The following is an 18,797-nucleotide window of genomic DNA, read 5'->3' on the forward strand; positions in this document are numbered from 1 at the left end:
CGCCGATCGCCCGTTGCTACGAACGCGATCCTCTCCGATGCTGGCGCTCTAGGCGGAGCGTCCATGTCGATCCTGCTGCCCTCACTCGCAGGCCTGCACCGGTTTCACCGGTCGATGCCGTTGCCATGCCCGTATCTCGACGGGCAGACCGAGCGGAAGCTGTTTACGCGCCTGGTCGGCGACGATTCCGCCGCGCTCAACTCGTCCCTGACCCGCGCCGGCTTTCGCCGCAGCCACGACGTGCTCTATCGCCCGATTTGCACCGCGTGTTCGGCCTGCGTACCGGTGCGGCTACTCGCCAAGCAGTTGGCGCCGGGGCGCACGCATCGCCGCACCGAAGCGCGCAACCAGGATCTCGTCGCGCACGAGATGCCGTCGCGTGCCGATCCCGAACTCTATCGCCTGTTTCTCGCCTACCAGGCCGAGCGCCACCCCGACGGCGATATGGGCCGCATGCGCTGGGCCGAGTTCCGCGCCATGTTGGAAGAAGGTGCCGATACGGCGCGGCTGCTCTCGTTGCGCGACGCAAGCGGACGATTGGTCGGCGTCATGTTGTTCGACCGCGTCGATGACGGTGCGTCAGCGGTCTATAGTTTCTACGCGCCGAACGAGCCCGAACGCAGCCTGGGTACGTATCTGATTCTGGCGCTGGCGCGGCGCATCGCGGCCGAGAAACTCGACCATCTCTATCTCGGCTATTGGATCCGCGGTGCCGCGAAGATGACGTACAAAATCGCGTTCCATCCGCTCGAGGCGCTGGGCCCGAACGGATGGTCGCCGTTGGAGCCGTGACCGCTTAGGTCACTGCTCTTTAGGTTAGGCGGCCAGCCGACATCCAGCGCCCTGTCGACGGCGCCGTTGCAGGTTCGCGCGCTGCATCTTTTGCGATCGCTTCCTGCGCAATCGACGTCGCCATCGCGCGCAGCTGTCCCAAATAGGATTCGACGATCTGGCCTTCGGTCAGCGCGCTTGCGATCCAACGCAGGCTGATCGCACCCAGCAGACGTCCTTCGGCCGCACCGACTGGCACGGCAATGGTCGACTGGTTGGTCGCGCCCAGCTCGTGCACCGCATAGCCTTTGCGGCGGATCTCTTCGAGCTGCCGGCCAAGCTGGTCGCGCGAACGCACGCCGGTGTCGGCGCCCTTCGGTGCACGCGCGAGAATGTCGATCAACGCGTCGCGATGCGTCGCTTCGCAGTAAGCGAGATAGGCAAGGCCAGCGGCGCTGGTCGCCAGCGGCACGGTGATGCCGGGCGTGTATTTGTAGAGCGTCAGCGGGCTGTCGCGATCGGTGTTGCAGCGGATCAGCATGCCAGTGCCCGACGGCGTCGCCAGCGACAGCGGCCATTTGATTTTCGCCGTCAGCGCTTCAAGCTTGGGCTTCGCGATATCTCGCACCCAGCTTTCATCGGCGTAGCCGTCGGCCAGCGCACGGACCAGCATCGTCGGGCGATAGCGATCGTCGGCGCTATCGCGCACCGCATAGCCACCCGCGACCAAGGTTTCGAGCACGCGGAAGGCGGTCGTCCGGGCCAGGCCGGTGGCACGCGACACTTCGGTGACGGTGGCGCCGTTCTGCATGTTCAGCACGCGCAGCGCGTCGAGGCTGCGCAACGTGGCGCGGATCGGACGGAAGCTGACCTTGTCGTCGCCACCGTCGAGCTCGTCCTCGTTGGACCGGGAGCGCTTGCTGCGGTGTCCGTCCGTCGACGACAGATGCGTCATGTCTCCGCCCCTTGTATCCGAGATTGTATACAAAAGAGGGTTCGTCAGGCGGCCGTCAACTTAAAGTCCGGACCTTTGCCCTATCCACTGGGTGAACGTGTCGAATCCAGGCTGTCCACGCATCAGCCAAAGCGATTTGTCTTGGGAAATCCGTTGGGGGGCAGCTTTCCTGCCTGCCCACGCTCACCCACCCAGCCTTTGAGATCGGTCTCGGTCCGGGTCTGTTCGCCTCGTTTCCAGCTCAGGCCCTTCTTGAAGTTGAAGGCCTTGGCGTCGGCGACCGACTTGGACCCGTGCAGGATGACGCCACGGCCACGCGGCTGTTCGGGGACTTCGTCGATCTTGAAGATCAGCAGCTTCCGGCTCTCGCCCAGCACCGCGACGTGCGTCGCGTCAGCGGGAACCGGCACCGCGACTTTCGCCTCGTGCGCCGCCGGCACGTCCAGCACCAGCTTGCCCGCGCGCGTCTGCGCGATGACGTCGTCTTCTTTGACGATAAAGCCGCGCCCGTCATCGCCCGCTACCAGCAAACGCGCACCGGGCTCGTACTTCTTCATCATCACGATGTCGGCGTCGTTGCCGAGATCGATCATCAAACGCACCGGTTCGCCGAAGCCGCGTCCGCCGGGCAGCTTGTCGACGCCCAGCGAATAGAACCGGCCGTTGGTGCCGAACAGCAGCAGTTTGTCGGTGGTCTCGACATGCTGTTCGAAGCGGGCTTTGTCGCCGTCCTTGTATTTGACCGCCGAGAAGTCGGTCAGATGTCCTTTGGCGGCGCGGATCCAGCCTTTTGCCGACAACAACACCGACACTGGTTCGCGTTCGATGAAGCTTTCGATTGGAATGTCGCCGATTTCCGGCGCTGCTTCGATCAAGGTGCGACGCGCACCGAGCTTGGTGTCTTTGCCGAACTTCTTGCGGATTTCACCGACCTGCCAGCGCAGCACGCTCCAGCGCTTCTTCTCGCTGTCGAGCAGCGCTTGGATTTCGACGCGCTCTTTCGACAGACTGTCATGTTCGCGCTTGATCTCGATTTCATCCAGCTTGCGCAATTGGCGCAGCCGCATGTTCAAGAACGCTTCGGCCTGCAGATCCGACAGTTTGAACCGCTTCATCAGGACGGCTTTGGGCTCGTCCTCTTCACGGATGATGCGGATCACCTCGTCGAGATTGAGATAGGCGATCAGATATCCGCCCAGAATTTCCAGGCGGCGGTTGATCTGATCGAGCCGGTAGTTCGACCGGCGGATGAGAACCTCGTGGCGATGATCCAGGAAGGCGCGCAGCACCTCCTTCAGGTTCATCACACGCGGTTCGATCCCGCGATCGAGCACGTTCATGTTCAGCGAGAAGCGGATCTCCAGATCCGACAAGCGGAACATCTGCTCCATCAGCATCGCTGCATCGACGTTGCGCGATTTTGGTTCGAGCACCAGGCGCACGTCTTCCGCCGACTCGTCGCGCACGTCTTCGAGCAGCGGCAGCTTCTTGTCCGACAGCAGCTCGGCGATCTTTTCGACCAGGCGCGACTTCTGCACCTGGTACGGCATCTCGGTGATGACGATCAGATAGGCGCCCTGCGCCTGTTTCTCGGTCGTCCAGCGCGCACGCACGCGCATCGAACCGCGGCCGGTGCGATAGGCTTCCCGGATTGCGTCGGGCGATTCAACCAGAATGCCACCGGTTGGAAAATCAGGACCCGGCACTTTCGCGATGATCGCGTCAACGGTGCAATCCGGCTGGTCGATCAGCAATTCCAGCGCGTCGCACAACTCACCGACATTGTGCGGCGGAATCGACGTCGCCATGCCGACCGCAATGCCCTGCGATCCGTTGGCAAGCAGGTTGGGAAAGTTCGACGGCAGAACGATCGGCTCTTCGCCTTCGCCGTCATAGGTGGCACGGAAATCGACCGCGTCTTCGTCGATCCCTTCCAGCAGCGCTTCGGCAACCGAGGTCAGGCGCGCTTCGGTGTAACGCATCGCGGCGGCGTTATCGCCGTCGATATTGCCGAAGTTGCCCTGCCCGTCGACCAGCGGATAGCGCGCGGCGAAATCCTGCGCCAGGCGCACCATCGCGTCGTACACCGCGGTGTCGCCGTGCGGGTGGAATTTACCGATGACGTCGCCGACGACGCGCGCCGACTTTTTCGGCGGCGTGGTCGGGCCCAACGACAGAATGCGCATCGCGTGCAGAATGCGGCGATGAACCGGCTTCAGCCCGTCGCGCACATCCGGCAGCGAACGTGCCGTGATCGTCGACAAGGCATAGGCGAGATAGCGCTCGGACAGGATGTCGCCGAGCGGCTGTTCCACGATCGCAGAGATGTCGGCGGGCGGAGGTGTTTTGGTCTTCTTAGTCACGGCATTCCTGTAGCCGGATTCGCGGCGTGTCGCCGATAGGACTCGATGAAGCGCTCTCGCGCCGCAGGTAGCGGCGCATGGGTGGCCGCGAACAGCGACCGGGCCAGGAAATGGCCAGAAAGCGCCAGCCCGTCGACGATGGCGGCCGGATCGCCCGGACCGGTCCCGATCAGAAAGCCAGGCAACGGCAGCAGACGATCGCGAAACGGCGCCGCAGCGCCCTCGGAAACCGCCCGGCCCGTGCGCGGACTAACATGAGTCAGGCCTTCACGGGCCCCCGTCGCGGCGCAGCGATCAAGCTCAAGCCCGAATCCTAGCGCCGCCAGCAAGCCCAGCTCGAACGCGACATAGCCCGCATCCCAGGCCTCGCCCGGCAGCGCAGCCAGCCAGGCGGAAAATCCGTGAAAAGCCGGCTCGTGCGGTTCGCGTTCGGGCATAGCCGCGGCGATGACCGCACAGGCCGATTGCAGTGCTGCCAGCCGCAACGGCTCGTCGAGTACTTTCGCGGCGTGGCTTTCGACCAGTTCGAGATTGTAGGTGCCGAGATGTTCGGACAGACGCGCGCGCCATTTCGCCGAAACGCGATTGCCCGGTTGCAACACGCCGCGACCGCGCGTCCCGGCTCCGCCCTGAACCAACCCCGCATGCAAACCGTGCTCGCGCGTCAGCAGCCGCGCGACGACACTGGTCTCACCATGCGCGCGTGCCTCGAGCACAATCGCGTCGTCGAGCCATTCCATCTCAGAAGAACGGTTCGGCGATGCCCTCGATCTCGTAGACCTTCTGCGTCGCGGGCCGCGCCATGACGCGATCGAGCAGACGGCGAAGATTCGGCAGATCGCGGGCGCGCCGCGGCATGTTGCGCGTCCAGCGCGACAACATGAACGCATAGAGATCGACCGCGGTGATGCGGTCACCGACCAACCAATCACGGTCGCGCAAACGTTCGTCGAGTATCGCGTACCGCGGCATCAAACGGTCGAGCATCGTCATCTTGTACTGTTCGGCGTTTTCGGCCGGAACGTAGCGATCGGGATAAAACCAGCCGATCAAATCAGGCTGCACCGTGTTGGTGAGCCAGATCATCCATTTGTAAAACTCGCCGCGCTGCTTGGTTCCCACGTCGGGCGCAAACCCGGCTTCGGGATGCAGGTCGCACAGATAGGTGCAGATCGCAGCCGCTTCCCACAGAATCATCCCATCATGCTCGAACGCCGGAATGAGCCCGTTCGGGTTCAGCTTCGTATACGCCTCGTTGCGATGTTCGCCCTTCTGGGTGTCGACGCGGCGCAACTCAAATTCGACGCCGAGTTCGCGCAGCAGCATGTGCGGCGCCATCGCCGCGGTCGACGGCGAATAATAGAGCGCGTACGTCATCGATCCTTGAGTCCCCATGTCTCCAGATATTCGCGGTCGGTGGACCAGTTTTCCCGGACCTTTACGAACAACACCAGATGCACGGTGCGGCCAAGCAGGCGCGTAAGTTCGGCGCGCGAGGCAGCACCGATTTCTTTGATCCGGCTGCCGCCTTTGCCCAACACGATCGCCTTCTGGCTCGAACGTTCGACCGTAATCGCCTGGCTGATCTTCACACTGCCGTTTTCGAACTCTTCCCAGACTTCGGTTTCGACCGTCGATGCGTACGGCAATTCGTGATCAAGTTGGTGATAGAGCTGTTCGCGCGTCACTTCGGCGGCAAGCAAACGTTGCGGCAGGTCGGACAGCTGGTCATCCGGAAACAGCCACGGCCCAGCCGGCACGCGCGCGGCAAATTCCTGCTTCAATGCGTCCAGCCCGTCGCCGGTGACCGACGAGACCATGAAGGTCGCGTCGAAGGTGAAGCGTTCATTCAGCTCGGCAATGCGCGGCAGCAGCTTGGCCGGCGTCACCTTGTCGATCTGCGTCAGCACCAGCACGGCGTTGCGGTTGGCTTCTTTCAAGCGCTCCAGGATCGACCAGGTATCGCGACCGACACGTTCGCGCGACGCATCCATCAACACCGCGATCAGATCCGCGTCGTCGGCCTGACTCCAGGCGGTGCGAACCATCGCTTCGTCGAGGCTGCGACGCGGCGCAAAAATGCCCGGCGTGTCGACGTAGAGAATCTGCGACCCGCCCTCGATGGCGATCCCCAGCACGCGGCTGCGCGTCGTCTGCGCTTTCGGACTGACGATCGCGACTTTGGCGCCGACCAGCGCATTGAGCAGCGTTGATTTGCCCGCGTTCGGTGCACCGATCAGCGCGACATAGCCGCAGCGTGTATCCGCGGCTTGGTTCGATGTCATGATCCGATCACGTCCAGCAGCTTTTGCGCCGCAAGTTTTTCTGCCGCGCGCTTCGACGGCGCTTCGGCGGTTGCGGGTTCAAGTCCTTCGACAAAGACACGCACCGTGAAGACCGGATCGTGATCCGGTCCCTTCTGGTGCATAACTTCATAGACAGGCAATTTCTTGCCGCGCGCCTGCGCCCATTCCTGCAGGCTGGTTTTTGCGTCCTGCGGTGCTTCTGACATCGCCTCGACGAGATCGCCCCAGGCTTGTTCGATGAAGCGACGCGCGACGGCGAGACCACCGTCGAGATACAGCGCACCGATCACTGCTTCCATCGCGTCGGCGAGAATGCCGGGATTGGCGCGGCCACCCTGCTCTTCTTCGCCCGACGACAATTTCAGATCGGTGGCGAGCTCGATGCGGCCTGCGATCACCGCCAGCGTGTTCTTCTGCACCAGCACCGCATGGCGCTTGGCTACCTGGCCTTCCGGCGCATCCGGAAATCCATCCAGCACCAGATCGGCAACGACAAGACCAAGAACCCGATCGCCGAGAAACTCGAGCCGTTCGTTGTCGTTGCCGCCGCTCTGTCGCGCGTAGCTCGAATGGGTGAGCGCGCGTTCCAGCGTCTGCGGTCGCGCGAAACGATGCATCAGACGCCGTTCCAGCGCGTCGAAGTCGCGGGCGCTCATGTCAGCGGATCAACATGAACAGGCGCGACCAGCGGATTGATGTCGGCCATTTCCACAGTTCCCAGAAATGCGTGTCTTCATCGAGCGAGAACCAGACGATCTCGGCACGTCCGATGAGGTTTTCTTCGGGCACCAATCCAACTTGCGGCGTGCGGCTGTCCTGGCTGTTGTCGCGATTGTCGCCCATGAAAAAGTAATTGCCGTCCGGCACCGAATATTCGCCGGTCGTGTCCCATTGGCCGGCATCGCCGTTTCGCTCGATGATGCGATGGGTGACGCTCGCCGATCCGAGGCTGGATGGCAGGATTTCTTCGTACTGGATTTCGCTGACGCTACGGCCCCAATTGGTCTTCGTCACGTAGGGCTCAATCTCGCGGCGCTCGACCTGCTTGCCGTTGATCCACAGACGACCCTGCAGCATCTGCACCTTGTCGCCCGGCAGACCGATCAGACGTTTGATATAGACGACGCCGTCGACCTGGTTGCGGAACACGATGATGTCGCCACGCTTGGGCGTCGACGCCAGGATACGGCCCTTGAACAAGGGCGCGCCGAACGCGATCGTTTTCGCCGAATAGCCGTAGCTGAATTTGGTGACGAACAGATAGTCGCCGACCAGCAAGGTCGGGATCAGCGAGCCGGACGGGATGTTGAACGGTTCGACCACGAAGGTGCGAATGCCGAACGCGATCAGAAGCGCATAGACCAGTGTGCGCGCCGTCTCGCCGATGCCCGTGCTTTTGGTTCTTGTCATCGTATCGGCGTCTCTCATTCCGCGGGTCGCGCTTCGATAATCACCATCGCTTCTGCGATTGGCGGCTCGTCGGTCAATGTTAGAAGGATTGCGGCGGTCATACCGGCGGGCGTAATCGCTCGCAAGCGTTCGGCAGCACCGCCGGTGAGGTTCAAGGTCGGCTGGCCGCTCGGCAAGTTGACTACGCCCATGTCGCGCCAAAACACGCCACGACGCAGTCCGGTACCCAGCGCCTTGGCGCACGCTTCTTTGGCTGCAAAGCGACGTGCATAGGTCGCAGCCAGCGCGCCCGGCGCACCAGCACGGCGTTCGGCCTTGGCGCGTTCGGCCGGCGTAAAAACCCGGTCGAGAAAACGGTCGCCAAAGCGCGCGATGGTTTTCTCAATCCGGCGGATGTCGCAGAGATCCGATCCCAGCCCGATAATCATTGGACTGCCTGTTCGCGCGCGGCACGCATCAGCGCCTTCATCTGGCGCACCGACGCATCCAGACCCTCAAACAAAGCCGCGCCGATCAGAAAGTGCCCGATATTCAGCTCGTGCAGTTCGGGAATGGCCGCAACGCGACCGACATTGTCATAGCTGAGCCCGTGCCCGGCATGGACCTCCAACCCGATCGAAGCGGCGAAGCGTGCGCCTTCAATCAGGCGCGCCAGCTCGTCGGTCGGATCTTCGGCTTCGGCATAGGCGCCGGTATGGAGTTCAACCACCGGCGCACCCGCCGCGACCGAAGCCTCCAGCTGTCGCGGGTCGGCCGCGACGAACATGGACACGCGAATGCCGGCATCGACCAGTTCGCGCACGAACGGCGTCAGCACGGTCAATTGTCCGGCAACGTCGAGCCCACCTTCGGTCGTACGTTCTTCGCGCCGTTCGGGCACCAAACAGACGGCGTGCGGTTTCAGCGACAGCGCGATGCGGCGCATTTCGTCAGTCGCCGCCATTTCAAAGTTGAGCGGCAACGCAACTTCGTCTTTCAGGCGGCGAACATCGTCGTCGCGAATATGGCGACGGTCTTCGCGCAGATGCGCGGTAATGCCGTCCGCGCCAGCCAGCCGCGCCATGTGTGCCGCAGACACCGGATCCGGATGCGAACCGCCGCGTGCGTTGCGAACGGTCGCAACGTGATCGACGTTGATGCCTAGTCGAAGATGGGTCACTGGCCGCGCGACCGGTCGACCTGGTTGATCGCTGGTGTCGCGCGCAACGCTGCGATGATGTTCGACAGGTGCTTCACGTCGCGCACTTGAATGTCGATCAGCATTTCCCAGAAATCGATCGACCGGCTGGTGACACGCAGATTGATGATGTTGCCCTGGTTCTTACCGATCACCGTCGACAAGGTGCCGAGCGCACCAGGCTCGTTGGCGATGACGACCTGCAGACGACCGACATGGCTGTCGCCGAGATCAAGCTCGTCGTCCCACGACACGTCCAGCCAACGTTCCGGCGTATCCTGAAAACCTTCCAGCGTCTCGCAATCGATCGTGTGGACCGTCACGCCTTTGCCGGTCGTGATGATGCCGACGATGCGATCGCCTGGCACCGGATGACAACAACCGGCGAAATGCACCGCGACGCCCGCGATCAAGCCTTTGATCGGCAGCGGCCGGTCCTTGCCGGTGGCTTTCTTCTTCGCGCGTTCGCGCGCGATCGGAACCACCTTCTCTTCGGTCAGCAGCTTCTCGGCTTTGTCAGCCGGCGTCGTCTGCGTCTTGTGACCGGGGAAGATCGCGTTGAAGACTTCGCGTGCCGTGTGGATGCCGGCGCCGACATCGGCCAGCAGATCATCCGCCGTGTCCTGACGGAAAATCTTCAACACCTGCTGCAGCGCTTTTTCGGTGTATTCGTAGCCTTCGGCACGAAACAGCTTCTGCAGCATCGCGCGACCCAGCGAGACATACTCGCCGTGCTGCTGCGTGCGAATGTAGCGGCGGATGCGCGCGCGCGCTTTGCCGGTAACGACGAAGCGTTCCCAGCTCGGGGCTGGCGTCTGCGATTTTGAGGTCGCGATTTCGACCTGGTCGCCGTTCGACAAGGTCGACGACAACGGAACGATGCGCCCGTTCACTTTGGCGCCGACCGTGTGATCGCCGACTTCGGAATGGACCGCGTAAGCAAAGTCGACCGGCGTCGATCCACGCGGCAGCTGGATCAGATCGCCCTTCGGCGTGAAGCAGAATACCTGGTCCTGGAACAGTTCGAGCTTGGTGTGCTCGAGGAATTCTTCCGGCTTCTGCGCCTGTTCGAGAATATCGAGAAAGTCGCGCAGCCACTTGTACTGCCGACCGTCAGCGCGCTCGTTCGATTTGTAAGCCCAATGCGCGGCAACGCCGAGTTCGGCGACTTCGTGCATGTCCTTGGTACGGATCTGGATCTCAATACGCTGGCGCTCTGGACCCAGCACGGTCGTGTGCAGCGACTGATAGCCGTTCGGCTTCGGCGTCGAGATGTAATCTTTGAAACGGCCCGGTACGACAGGATAGCGGCCGTGAATGGCGCCCAGCGCCTGATAACATTGCTCGATCGTGTCGACGACAACGCGGAACGCCATGATGTCCGAGAGTTGCTCGAACGCGACGTTCTTCACCTGCATCTTGCGCCAGATCGAATAGGGCGATTTTTCGCGCCCCGACACATCGATCTCGAGACCGTGCTCGGCGATCTTCTCTTTCAACTCGGCGAGAATGCGACCGACCAGCCCGCCGCCTTCTTTGCGCAGATACTGCAAACGCGCGAGAATGGAATCGCGCGCGTCAGCGTTGATCTCGGCGAAGGACAGGTCTTCGAGTTCGTCTTTGACCTGATGAATGCCGATACGTTCGGCAAGCGGCGCGTAGATTTCCAGCGTTTCGCGCGCGATGCGTTTTCGCTTCGCCGGATCTTTGACGTAATGCAGCGTCCGCATGTTGTGCAGACGGTCGGCCAGCTTGACCAGCAGCACGCGGATGTCGCGCGACATGGCCAACACCAGCTTGCGGAAATTCTCCGCCTGCTTGGCGCTTTCGGCACGTTTGGGATCGTCGTCAGCTGCTAGCTCGATGCGCGACAGCTTGGTGACGCCGTCGACCAGCTCGGCGATTTCCTTGCCGAACAGACGTTCGATATCGGCGAGCGTCGCGCTGGTGTCTTCGATCGTGTCGTGCAGCAGCGCAGTCACGATCGACGCGGTGTCGAGCTTCAGCTCGGTCAGGATGCCCGCAACTTCCAACGGGTGGGAGAAGTACGGGTCACCCGAGGCGCGCGTCTGCGCCCCATGCACTTTCATCGAATAGACGTAGGCGCGATTGAGCGCGTCCTCGTCCGCTTGCGGATCGTAGGCCTTGACCCGATCAACCAGCTCGTATTGCCGGATCATGACCTACGGATCTGCACGGGATGCCTGGTCGAAGAAGCGCCTTACTTCTGGTCGTCGAAATCGACGTCGGTCGGCGTGTCTTCGCCGAGGTCGGTCAGATCGATTTCGTCTTCGTCGAGATCGTCATCATCGTCGGCGCCGGCAACTTCGAGGTCTTCGCCGGTGCCTTCGATCTGCATGCCTTCGCCGGTCAGCGATTCATGCGGACGGACCCAGCCCTGCTCGCCGTCCATCAGCTCGATGATTTCGTCTTCCTGCTCATCGGCGAGCACGACGCGCTGGTGACCCTTCACCAACGTCTCGCGCAGGTCGTCGAGCGTGACGGTTTCATCGGCGATCTCGCGCAGCGCGACGACCGGGTTCTTGTCGTTGTCGCGTTCGACGCTGAGCTGGGCGCCGCCGCCAAGCTCCCGGGCTCGCTGACTGGCCATCATGACCAGCTCGAACCGGTTGGGCACTTTACGAACGCAATCTTCGGCGGTGACGCGCGCCATGAAAAAACCTCGGAATCCCGTTGAGAAAGACCGCAGAACATAGGGTTGTGCGCCTGCGAAGGCAAGCAACGCTTGACCTTTCAACCCCTGTCGGGACCCTCGGTCGCATGGAGTGCAAGCCCAACTGCGGACGGTGCAGACGGCTGGTCCGGTACCGCGACGCCAACCGCGCCCGCTATCCCGACTGGCACAATGGCCCGGTTCTGGCCGAGGGACCGCTGCATGCGCCGCTTTTGCTGGTCGGGCTGGCGCCTGGATTGAAAGGCGCCAACCGGACGGGCCGGCCCTTTGTCGGCGATGCGTCGGGCGATCTGGTCCAAGCGGCCCTCGCCACCCGACCCGAGCCAGCGATCCGGATCACCAACGCCGCCCTTTGCGCTCCGCCCCAGAACGCACCGACCCCGGCCGAGCTGGCCAAGTGCCGCCCCTTTCTGGCCGCCGAACTGGCGCGGCCGTCGGTACGCGCAATATTCGCAATCGGCGCGGTCGCGCACGCGCAAGTTCTACGCGCGCTGGGAAGCAGCGGCCGCGCGCATACATTCGCGCACGGTGCGGTCCATCAATTGGACGATGGCCGAATGCTGATCGACAGTTACCATTGTTCGCGACTGAACGTGTCGACGGGCAGAATAACAGCGGCCATGTTCGAAGCCGCGCTCGATCTTGCTAGGAGGGCCGCATGCGTCTGACCTGCCGCATCGCACAAGAAAGCGACGTCGAAGACGCGCTGTCGTTGCTCGATCGCGTTGGCCAGATGCGCGAAGGCGCGATGGCCGAACTCGAACGCTGGCGCGTGCTGGAATCGAACGGCTCGCTGATCGGCTGTGGTGGAATCGAATATCGCGGCAGCGACGCGGCGTTGCTGCGCGGCGTCGCGGTGCCGGCTTCGTTGCGCGGCAAAGGCCATGGCCAGTTGCTGGTGAAAGAGCTGGTCGATCTCGCACACAGTTTGGGCGCGACGCGCGTCTACGCCTTCTCAACCGGCGCGATTCCGTTTTTCACCAAGCTGGGCTGGAAGCGTGTGCAGGTCGACGAGCTGGTCGCCGCCCTGCCCGATGCGCCGCAAGTGGAGTCGTTCCGCAAACGCGGTTGGCTGCCGACCGAAGTTGCCTGGCGCGCGCCGTAAAGGTGCGCGTCTTCAATCAAACTCGGGCGCCGTAACTAGCCTTTGTTGTTGGACCGCAGCGTGCGCGACTGCTCGCGCTTCCAGTCGCGGTCTTTGATCGTCGCGCGCTTGTCGTGCTGCTTTTTGCCTTTGGCGACGCCGATCAGCACTTTGGCTTTGCCGCGTTCGGTGAAATAGACCGACATCGGCACCAAAGTGACGCCTTCGCGCTTGATCGATGCGACCAAGCGCGCAAGTTCGCGCCGCTTCACCAGCAATTTGCGCGGACGCTTGATCTCGTGCTGCAGGCGTTTCGACGCCTGCTCATATTCCGGAATGTTGGCGTTGATCAGAAACAGCTCGCCGGCGATCTCGCCGGCATAGCTTTCATTGATCGACGCTTTGCCGGTGCGCAGCGATTTGACCTCGGTGCCATGCAGCACGATGCCCGCTTCGACTGTTTCTTCGATGAAATAGTCAAAGCGTGCACGCCGGTTCTGCGCGACCGGTTTCGGTTCTTCTGCTGCCTGCGCCATAATCTCAGTTCAAAAGTCCAGCGCTTCGCATCGCGGCATCAACCGTTTCGCGACCCGCCGGCGAGCATGCCACGAGCGGCAGGCGTACTTCGTCCGTGCACTTGTTCAACAGGCTTGCCGCGTACTTCACCGGTGCCGGGCTAGTTTCGACAAACATCGCGTGGTGCAGCGGCATCAAACGGTCGCGCGCCTTCGCCATCGTCGCCAAATCGCCCTTCTGCCACGCCGCATGCATCTCGGCGCACAGCTTGGGCGCAACGTTTGCGGTCACCGAAATACAGCCGACACCGCCTTGCGCGAGAAACGCGGTCGCAGTGGCGTCTTCGCCCGACAACTGGCAGAAGTCTGGGCCGATGACGGTGCGCGTGCGCAACGGTCTGGCAAGGTCTGCGGTCGCATCCTTCACGCCGACGATGTTCTTGAGCTTGGCCAGTCGCGCCATCGTCTCGACGCTCATGTCGATGACCGAACGCGGCGGGATGTTGTAGATCACGATAGGCAGGTCGACCTGGTCATGAATCGCAGCGTAATGACGATACAAGCCCTCCTGGCTCGGCTTGTTGTAGTACGGCGTGACGACGAGCAGCGCGTTGGCGCCCGCTTTCTTCGCCGCCAGCCCGAGTCGAATCGCCTCGGCGGTGCTGTTCGACCCGGCGCCCGCGATCACCGGGACGCGGCCAGCAGCCGCCTCGACACACAACGCAACGACGCGATCATGCTCTTCATGGCTAAGCGTGGGCGACTCGCCGGTGGTGCCGCAGGGAATCAGGCCGTTGGTGCCTTCGCGGATCTGCCAGTCGACCAGGTCTTGGAACGCGCGTTCGTCGAGCTTCCCGTTACGAAACGGGGTCAACAATGCGACGAGCGAACCGGAAAACATGCTGGCACTCCCAAAGGGATATGGGGGGAAATGGCCGGCACCTTCGCGATGGGGGATGGCATAGTCAAGAAAGCCCTGGGCGCAGCCCGACTACATAGCTACGCGGTCCTGCTGGCCCTGCCCCTTCTTGTTCTGGCGCCCGCAGCGCGCGCCGATCAGCTTTCCGTTGCGCGTAGCGCCATCAACGCGGCGGATGCCGGCCGTTGGAGCGAGGCCTACGACACGGCGTCGCGCGACCCGCTGGTCAAAAAACTGATCACCTGGATGGACATTACGCGCCCCGCTTCGCCGGTCGCGTTCGACGACATCGCCAAGTTCGTTGCGGTCAATCCTGACTGGCCGCTGCCGCAGACGATGCGGATGCGCGCCGAAGACGCGCTTGTGCCAGGCGCCGATCCGGCCAAAGTCGTCGCCTTCTTCCAGCAATATCCGCCGTTGATGCCGAATGGCGCGACCGCCTATGCCGAAGCGTTGCGCGCGCGTGGCGATGAAGCCGGTGCGGTCGCAACGCTGCGCAAATTCTTTGCTGACGGCAAAATGACGATCAGCCAGGTCCGCGATTTCGCTGCCAAGCATGGCGCGTCGTTGCGCCCGGACGATTACTGGCTGCGCGCCGATCGGCTTGTCTGGGACGGCGACGTCGAAGGCGCGCAAGTTCTGGTTCCGTGGATGAACGGCGAGCCGCAGGCGCAGATTCAGGCGCGCATCGCGCTGGCGCAAAACATCTCTTCGGCCGAACCTGCCTTCGCCAAACTCAGCGAAGACTCGCAGATGCAGCCCGGCGTGGCGTTCGAACGCGCCAAGTGGCTGCGCCGCCATGATCGCGACGTTGAATCGATCAGCATTCTCGACGCCACCGCACCGACTGTGCCGCGGCCTGAGAAATGGTGGAACGAGCGCAACATCCTGGCGCGTCGCGCGCTCGATCGCGGCGCCTATGACGATGCCTATCGCATCGCAGCCGAACACCGGCAGATCGACGGCGTGTCGTACAACGACGCCGAATGGCTAGCGGGCTACATCGCGCTCCGTTGCAAAGACGATCCCAATCGCGCCGAACGCCACTTCCTCGACATGTCGAAGAAGGTACAGACGCCGATCAGCGTCGCGCGCGCCAATTACTGGTTGGGACGCGCACGCGAAAAGCGCGGTGACGAGCCAGGTGCGCGCGCCGCTTACGAAATCGCGTCGCGCCATATGCACACTTTCTACGGTCAGCTGGCGCACGCAAAAGTGCACCCGGGCAAGCCGCTGACGCTGCCGCTGCAACCATCGCCGTCAGGCACCGACCTGGCAGCGTTTGGCCGCCAGGAAAATGTCGAAGTCGCACGGCTGCTGACCCGGCTCGACGAGACCCGCCGCGCCAATATTTTCGTGCGCCGCGTGGTCGAACTTGCGGACAAGCCGGTCGATGCAATGCTGGCCTTGAAGCTCGCCAAGGAAATCAACGACACGCCAAGCGTGATCGAACTGGCGAAAAAGCTGGCGCAGAACGGCGTCGCAGTACTGTCCGACGGATATCCGACCATCGCTACGCCAGCGCGTCCCGAAGCAGCGTTCGTGAACGCGATCATCCGGCAAGAGACGACGTTCAACCCGACCGCCGTGAATCCGAATAGCGGCGCCACCGGCCTGATGCAGCTGATGCCTGCGACGGCGCAGGAAATCGCCAAGAAGCTCAAAATCAAACACAAGACCGCACAGCTGCTCCAGCCGGCGCACAACGTGCAGCTTGGTTCGTACTATCTAGGCCAGCTGGTCGACCGGTTTGGCGGCAGTTACGTGATGGCGGCGGCTGGGTACAATGCTGGTCCCGGCCGGCCGATTTCGTGGCGCCGGGGCGAGTTGGATCCCAAGGCCAATCTCGAACGCGCCATCGATTTCGTCGAACGGATCCCGTTCGCCGAGACGCGCAACTACGTGCAGCGCGTGCTCGAAAGCGTGTCGGTCTATCGCGCCAAACTGGCCGGCGGAACCGCACCGCTGCAGATCGAACACGACCTGACCCGGTGACGGAAAATTAGCTGCAATTGCAGCTAATTTTCGTCGGGAACAATCGCGCGCGGATCGCTTTCCCTGCTCACCCAAATTGCGGGACGAGCAGGCCTATGGACAGTATGAGCAAAGACGATCTGGTGCGCGCAGTGCGGGCACTGGGTTGGGACGTCGACGAACTGCCGAGCAAGCTCTACGGCACGCCGAAGCAAATTCACGAATGGCTGCGTGGCGCAATACCGGTGCCGGCGTCGGTCGCGACCTTGGTGCGCCGCGCGCTACGCGACCGTGATCACCAGCGGCGCACCGGCCCGGTGTCGACATGGACAAAATTGTCGTCGGGATAATAGCCGACGCCGCCCGCTTTCATGGATAGCGCCGCTTTGCGCAGGCGGTTGAGCGGCACGCCCGGCATGCGCACGTCGATCGCCTGGCCTTTGCAGTGGAAACTGTTCACCGCGACCGCGCTCGAAGCTTCGCACAACAGCGCGTTGGTCATCGGCGACCGATAACCCGAGATGACGTGGAACGGCGTCTTGGTGCCGATCCGTTTGCGCAATGCGTGAATCTGATCGAGCAGATGCGGGTCGATGCGATGGACGTCACCCGAACGATGATCGCGCAGCAGCTTCTCGATCGCGCGCAACGCCGACGGCACATATTTGCCGCCATGCGCATATTCGGCGGTCAGCTTCTCGCCCGTATGCAGATTGAGGAACGATAATTCGCGTCCGCCAATCGCGCGCGGCGCGGCGAAAGCTTCGATCGGGGTCAATGCAGCGCCCGCAATCACGCAGGCTCCACCCAGCAGCAGGCGTCGGCGGCTGATCCCGCCCGGCGTCGCATCCCCCATCCGGTCCCTCGTCGCGTTTCGGTCCGTGGCGCGCGTCGTACGGCGGCTCCACTGAAGGAAGCCTTACCCGCACAGCGGCGACTATCGGACCTAGCCGATTCCGCAGCGCACCGGAAGCGTCGATTAGTTACCGATCGCCGCAGTCCGCGCGCGGACCGGTGCACGCGGTCGTTCAACCGCCTGCAACAATCTTGAATCACGCCCGTAGAAGTCCTGGCCGAGCACCAGATTGCCGGTCTCGTCGAGCCAAGCGGTGCGATAGATCAGGTGCACAGGCACCGGATGCGCAGCCGAAATTGTCACAGTCGAGCCGAGGTTCAGCGCCTCGTCGATTTTGTTCGGCTGCACCGTCGGCAGGACGAACGATGCCAGCGCGCGCGCATCGCCGACGCGCACGCAGCCGGACGAGAAGAAGCGCAGGTCGCGCTGAAACTTCGCGGTCTCGGGCGTGTCGTGCAGATAGATGTCGTCGGTGTTCGGGATCACGAACTTGAACCGGCCGAGCGGGTTCTTCGGTCCCGGCGGATGCACCAGCCGGTAGCGCAGGATCGACGCGCGCTTCCAATCGATCTCATACGGATCGATCGGGCCGCCGCCGGTCTCGCGGCCGTCATACACTTCCAGCCCACGCACCTGCATGTAGCCGGGGTCCTGGCGCACTTTCGGCAGAATATCTTTGACCGCGATCGTGCGCGGCACCGTCCAGCGCGGATTGACCACCAGTGCCGTGATCTTCGAGCTGAAGGTCGGCGTTTGGCGATAGGCCGCACCGACGACCACCGGCATTTGCAGCACGGTCTTGCCGTCTTCGATCGCTGTCAGCCAGAAGCTGCCGATATTGACCAGCACGTGCCGGCCTTTGAGTTCGGGCCCAAGCCAGCGCGCACGTTCGAGATTGACCGCAATCTGCTTGGCGCGGTCGGCCGGCGTCGCGTTCAACGCCGCGCGCGTGTTCTTGCCGATCGCGCCATCAGCATCGATGCCGTGCTTCTGCTGGAAGTCCATGACCGCTTCGGCCAGCGCGTCGTCATACAGATCGGGCTCGGCAATCACCTGCCCGTTCGCATGCCAGCCACCGGCGATCATACGTTCGCGCAACGCCGGCACCGCAACCGCATCATGCTGTCCCGGCTTGAGCGCCGTCGGCCCTGTAATCGACGGGACTTGCGGCCACGACGCCGTCGTCTTGGTGATGGTGCGGTAGATGCCAAGCGCACGTTTCAGCGCGCGATATTCCGCCGTCTGCGGCGCCAGCGACGCAAATGCCGCCGCAGCCTGATCACGCGGCGCCATGCGCACACCCGCCAGCAACGGAACCGGATCGCCGACTTCAACGTCAGGACCGCGCTCGTCGATTGCGCCCGGCGCAACCTGACCAAAGCGAAGATCGTTGGTGTAGCGCAGCAGCGCGCGCGTCAGCAGCAAGTCGGCATCGAGCCGCGCCGTCGCGTCGCCTTTGGCGCGCAGCATGATCTCGGCGGTGTGATAGCGCTGCGGATCGAGCCCGTCGGCGTCGGATTGCGCGATCGCGTTCAGCGCCGCCTGGCCCCATTCGTTGGGACCCGTGGCCTCAATCCAGGCCGGTTCCCATCCACGCGGTGCATAGAAACGATCGAGCGTCGCGGCGTCTTCGGCGGTTGCCGCGCGCCGTTGCAGATCGGCTGCGGCCTGCGCCGGCTGCACCCATGCAAGCACGCCAACCAGCACGAGCCAGACGGCGACCGGACGCAGAAGCGAAGCAAAACGCATTGGAAGCGGGACTCGAGCACTGA

The 18,797-nt window shown here is 63.0% G+C and carries 20 protein-coding genes; 5 read left to right on the forward strand and 15 right to left on the reverse strand.

Going from position 1 to position 18,797, the window contains the following annotated elements:
- The first annotated feature begins 63 nt into the window (after positions 1-63).
- Entirely contained in the window at positions 64-792 is a 729-nt protein-coding gene (locus TMPK1_RS04465) for an arginyltransferase (RefSeq protein WP_420241691.1), read from the forward strand.
- Positions 793-811: 19 nt separating this feature from the next.
- Here TMPK1_RS04465 and TMPK1_RS04470 read toward each other — a convergent pair whose 3' ends face one another.
- The 11 genes from TMPK1_RS04470 to rpoZ form a co-directional block, all read right to left on the reverse strand.
- Positions 812-1,726: an IclR family transcriptional regulator domain-containing protein gene (locus tag TMPK1_RS04470; RefSeq protein ID WP_420241692.1), complete on the reverse strand. Its 915-nt coding sequence runs from the start codon at positions 1,724-1,726 to the stop codon at positions 812-814.
- 122 nt (positions 1,727-1,848) lie between these two features.
- Complete coding sequence (gene parC / locus TMPK1_RS04475) at positions 1,849-4,089, reverse strand: DNA topoisomerase IV subunit A (RefSeq protein ID WP_420241693.1); 2,241 nt, start codon at positions 4,087-4,089, stop codon at positions 1,849-1,851.
- The gene (recO, locus tag TMPK1_RS04480) at positions 4,086-4,829 is read right to left on the reverse strand and encodes a DNA repair protein RecO (protein WP_420241694.1); all 744 of its coding nucleotides are present in this window, start codon (positions 4,827-4,829) and stop codon (positions 4,086-4,088) included. The genes parC and recO overlap by 4 nt, the downstream gene beginning before the upstream one ends.
- A 1-nt stretch (position 4,830) precedes the next feature.
- Positions 4,831-5,466 carry a glutathione S-transferase family protein gene (locus TMPK1_RS04485; protein ID WP_420241695.1) on the reverse strand — a complete coding sequence of 212 codons (636 nt, stop codon included), beginning with the start codon at positions 5,464-5,466 and terminating at the stop codon, positions 4,831-4,833.
- Positions 5,463-6,374 (reverse strand): GTPase Era, encoded by a 912-nt coding sequence (gene era, locus TMPK1_RS04490; protein WP_420241696.1) that lies wholly within the window; start codon positions 6,372-6,374, stop codon positions 5,463-5,465. Before era ends, TMPK1_RS04485 begins: the two co-directional genes overlap by 4 nt.
- Entirely contained in the window at positions 6,371-7,051 is a 681-nt protein-coding gene (gene rnc, locus TMPK1_RS04495; RefSeq protein WP_420241697.1) for a ribonuclease III, read from the reverse strand. Before rnc ends, era begins: the two co-directional genes overlap by 4 nt.
- A 1-nt stretch (position 7,052) precedes the next feature.
- Complete coding sequence (gene lepB / locus TMPK1_RS04500; RefSeq protein WP_420241699.1) at positions 7,053-7,805, reverse strand: signal peptidase I; 753 nt, start codon at positions 7,803-7,805, stop codon at positions 7,053-7,055.
- Between the two features lie 14 nt (positions 7,806-7,819).
- A complete protein-coding gene (gene acpS / locus TMPK1_RS04505) occupies positions 7,820-8,233 on the reverse strand; it encodes a holo-ACP synthase (RefSeq protein WP_420241700.1) in 414 nt (137 codons plus the stop codon).
- Positions 8,230-8,964, reverse strand: coding sequence for a pyridoxine 5'-phosphate synthase (locus tag TMPK1_RS04510; RefSeq protein ID WP_420241701.1), 735 nt, complete (start codon positions 8,962-8,964; stop codon positions 8,230-8,232). Before TMPK1_RS04510 ends, acpS begins: the two co-directional genes overlap by 4 nt.
- Positions 8,961-11,162, reverse strand: coding sequence for a RelA/SpoT family protein (locus TMPK1_RS04515; RefSeq protein WP_420241702.1), 2,202 nt, complete (start codon positions 11,160-11,162; stop codon positions 8,961-8,963). Before TMPK1_RS04515 ends, TMPK1_RS04510 begins: the two co-directional genes overlap by 4 nt.
- 41 nt (positions 11,163-11,203) lie before the next feature.
- The gene (gene rpoZ / locus TMPK1_RS04520) at positions 11,204-11,656 is read right to left on the reverse strand and encodes a DNA-directed RNA polymerase subunit omega (RefSeq protein WP_420241703.1); all 453 of its coding nucleotides are present in this window, start codon (positions 11,654-11,656) and stop codon (positions 11,204-11,206) included.
- Positions 11,657-11,763: 107 nt separating this feature from the next.
- On the opposite strand from rpoZ, the gene TMPK1_RS04525 reads away from it, so the two are divergent.
- Together TMPK1_RS04525 and TMPK1_RS04530 are read left to right on the forward strand one after the other, a co-directional pair.
- Positions 11,764-12,345 carry a uracil-DNA glycosylase family protein gene (locus tag TMPK1_RS04525; RefSeq protein ID WP_420241704.1) on the forward strand — a complete coding sequence of 194 codons (582 nt, stop codon included), beginning with the start codon at positions 11,764-11,766 and terminating at the stop codon, positions 12,343-12,345.
- Complete coding sequence (locus tag TMPK1_RS04530) at positions 12,336-12,782, forward strand: GNAT family N-acetyltransferase (protein ID WP_420241705.1); 447 nt, start codon at positions 12,336-12,338, stop codon at positions 12,780-12,782. The genes TMPK1_RS04525 and TMPK1_RS04530 overlap by 10 nt, the downstream gene beginning before the upstream one ends.
- 35 nt (positions 12,783-12,817) lie before the next feature.
- Here TMPK1_RS04530 and smpB read toward each other — a convergent pair whose 3' ends face one another.
- On the reverse strand, positions 12,818-13,297 hold the full coding sequence (smpB, locus tag TMPK1_RS04535) for an SsrA-binding protein SmpB (RefSeq protein ID WP_420241706.1): 480 nt from the start codon (positions 13,295-13,297) through the stop codon (positions 12,818-12,820).
- A 4-nt stretch (positions 13,298-13,301) separates the two neighbouring features.
- Positions 13,302-14,177 carry a 4-hydroxy-tetrahydrodipicolinate synthase gene (gene dapA / locus TMPK1_RS04540; RefSeq protein WP_420241707.1) on the reverse strand — a complete coding sequence of 292 codons (876 nt, stop codon included), beginning with the start codon at positions 14,175-14,177 and terminating at the stop codon, positions 13,302-13,304.
- Between the two features lie 48 nt (positions 14,178-14,225).
- Here dapA and TMPK1_RS04545 point away from each other — a divergent pair, with 48 nt between their 5' ends.
- The gene (locus TMPK1_RS04545) at positions 14,226-16,190 is read left to right on the forward strand and encodes a lytic transglycosylase domain-containing protein (protein WP_420241708.1); all 1,965 of its coding nucleotides are present in this window, start codon (positions 14,226-14,228) and stop codon (positions 16,188-16,190) included.
- 104 nt (positions 16,191-16,294) lie between these two features.
- Entirely contained in the window at positions 16,295-16,519 is a 225-nt protein-coding gene (locus TMPK1_RS04550; protein WP_420241709.1) for a hypothetical protein, read from the forward strand.
- On the opposite strand, the gene mepK is transcribed toward TMPK1_RS04550, so the two are convergent.
- Positions 16,465-17,025, reverse strand: coding sequence for a peptidoglycan L,D-endopeptidase MepK (mepK, locus tag TMPK1_RS04555; protein ID WP_420241710.1), 561 nt, complete (start codon positions 17,023-17,025; stop codon positions 16,465-16,467). The genes TMPK1_RS04550 and mepK overlap by 55 nt on opposite strands.
- A gap of 123 nt (positions 17,026-17,148) precedes the next feature.
- Positions 17,149-18,774, reverse strand: a complete 1,626-nt coding sequence (locus TMPK1_RS04560) for a L,D-transpeptidase family protein (protein ID WP_420241712.1) — start codon at positions 18,772-18,774, stop codon at positions 17,149-17,151.
- Between the last annotated feature and the right edge of the window lie 23 nt (positions 18,775-18,797).

The organism is Roseiterribacter gracilis (assembly GCA_018332375.1).
GTDB classification, from domain to species: domain Bacteria; phylum Pseudomonadota; class Alphaproteobacteria; order BOG-932; family Roseiterribacteraceae; genus Roseiterribacter; species Roseiterribacter gracilis.

Coding starts and splice junctions, on each gene's coding strand:
- TMPK1_RS04465 (WP_420241691.1), top strand. CDS start 64: ATGTCGATCCTGCTGCCCTCACTCGCAGGCCTGCACCGGTTTCACCGG.
- TMPK1_RS04470 (WP_420241692.1), bottom strand. CDS start 1,726: ATGACGCATCTGTCGTCGACGGACGGACACCGCAGCAAGCGCTCCCGG.
- recO (WP_420241694.1), bottom strand. CDS start 4,829: ATGGAATGGCTCGACGACGCGATTGTGCTCGAGGCACGCGCGCATGGT.
- TMPK1_RS04485 (WP_420241695.1), bottom strand. CDS start 5,466: ATGACGTACGCGCTCTATTATTCGCCGTCGACCGCGGCGATGGCGCCG.
- era (WP_420241696.1), bottom strand. CDS start 6,374: ATGACATCGAACCAAGCCGCGGATACACGCTGCGGCTATGTCGCGCTG.
- rnc (WP_420241697.1), bottom strand. CDS start 7,051: ATGAGCGCCCGCGACTTCGACGCGCTGGAACGGCGTCTGATGCATCGT.
- lepB (WP_420241699.1), bottom strand. CDS start 7,805: ATGACAAGAACCAAAAGCACGGGCATCGGCGAGACGGCGCGCACACTG.
- acpS (WP_420241700.1), bottom strand. CDS start 8,233: ATGATTATCGGGCTGGGATCGGATCTCTGCGACATCCGCCGGATTGAG.
- TMPK1_RS04515 (WP_420241702.1), bottom strand. CDS start 11,162: ATGATCCGGCAATACGAGCTGGTTGATCGGGTCAAGGCCTACGATCCG.
- rpoZ (WP_420241703.1), bottom strand. CDS start 11,656: ATGGCGCGCGTCACCGCCGAAGATTGCGTTCGTAAAGTGCCCAACCGG.
- TMPK1_RS04525 (WP_420241704.1), top strand. CDS start 11,764: ATGGAGTGCAAGCCCAACTGCGGACGGTGCAGACGGCTGGTCCGGTAC.
- TMPK1_RS04530 (WP_420241705.1), top strand. CDS start 12,336: ATGCGTCTGACCTGCCGCATCGCACAAGAAAGCGACGTCGAAGACGCG.
- smpB (WP_420241706.1), bottom strand. CDS start 13,297: ATGGCGCAGGCAGCAGAAGAACCGAAACCGGTCGCGCAGAACCGGCGT.
- dapA (WP_420241707.1), bottom strand. CDS start 14,177: ATGTTTTCCGGTTCGCTCGTCGCATTGTTGACCCCGTTTCGTAACGGG.
- TMPK1_RS04545 (WP_420241708.1), top strand. CDS start 14,226: ATGGGGGATGGCATAGTCAAGAAAGCCCTGGGCGCAGCCCGACTACAT.
- TMPK1_RS04550 (WP_420241709.1), top strand. CDS start 16,295: ATGAGCAAAGACGATCTGGTGCGCGCAGTGCGGGCACTGGGTTGGGAC.
- mepK (WP_420241710.1), bottom strand. CDS start 17,025: ATGGGGGATGCGACGCCGGGCGGGATCAGCCGCCGACGCCTGCTGCTG.
- TMPK1_RS04560 (WP_420241712.1), bottom strand. CDS start 18,774: ATGCGTTTTGCTTCGCTTCTGCGTCCGGTCGCCGTCTGGCTCGTGCTG.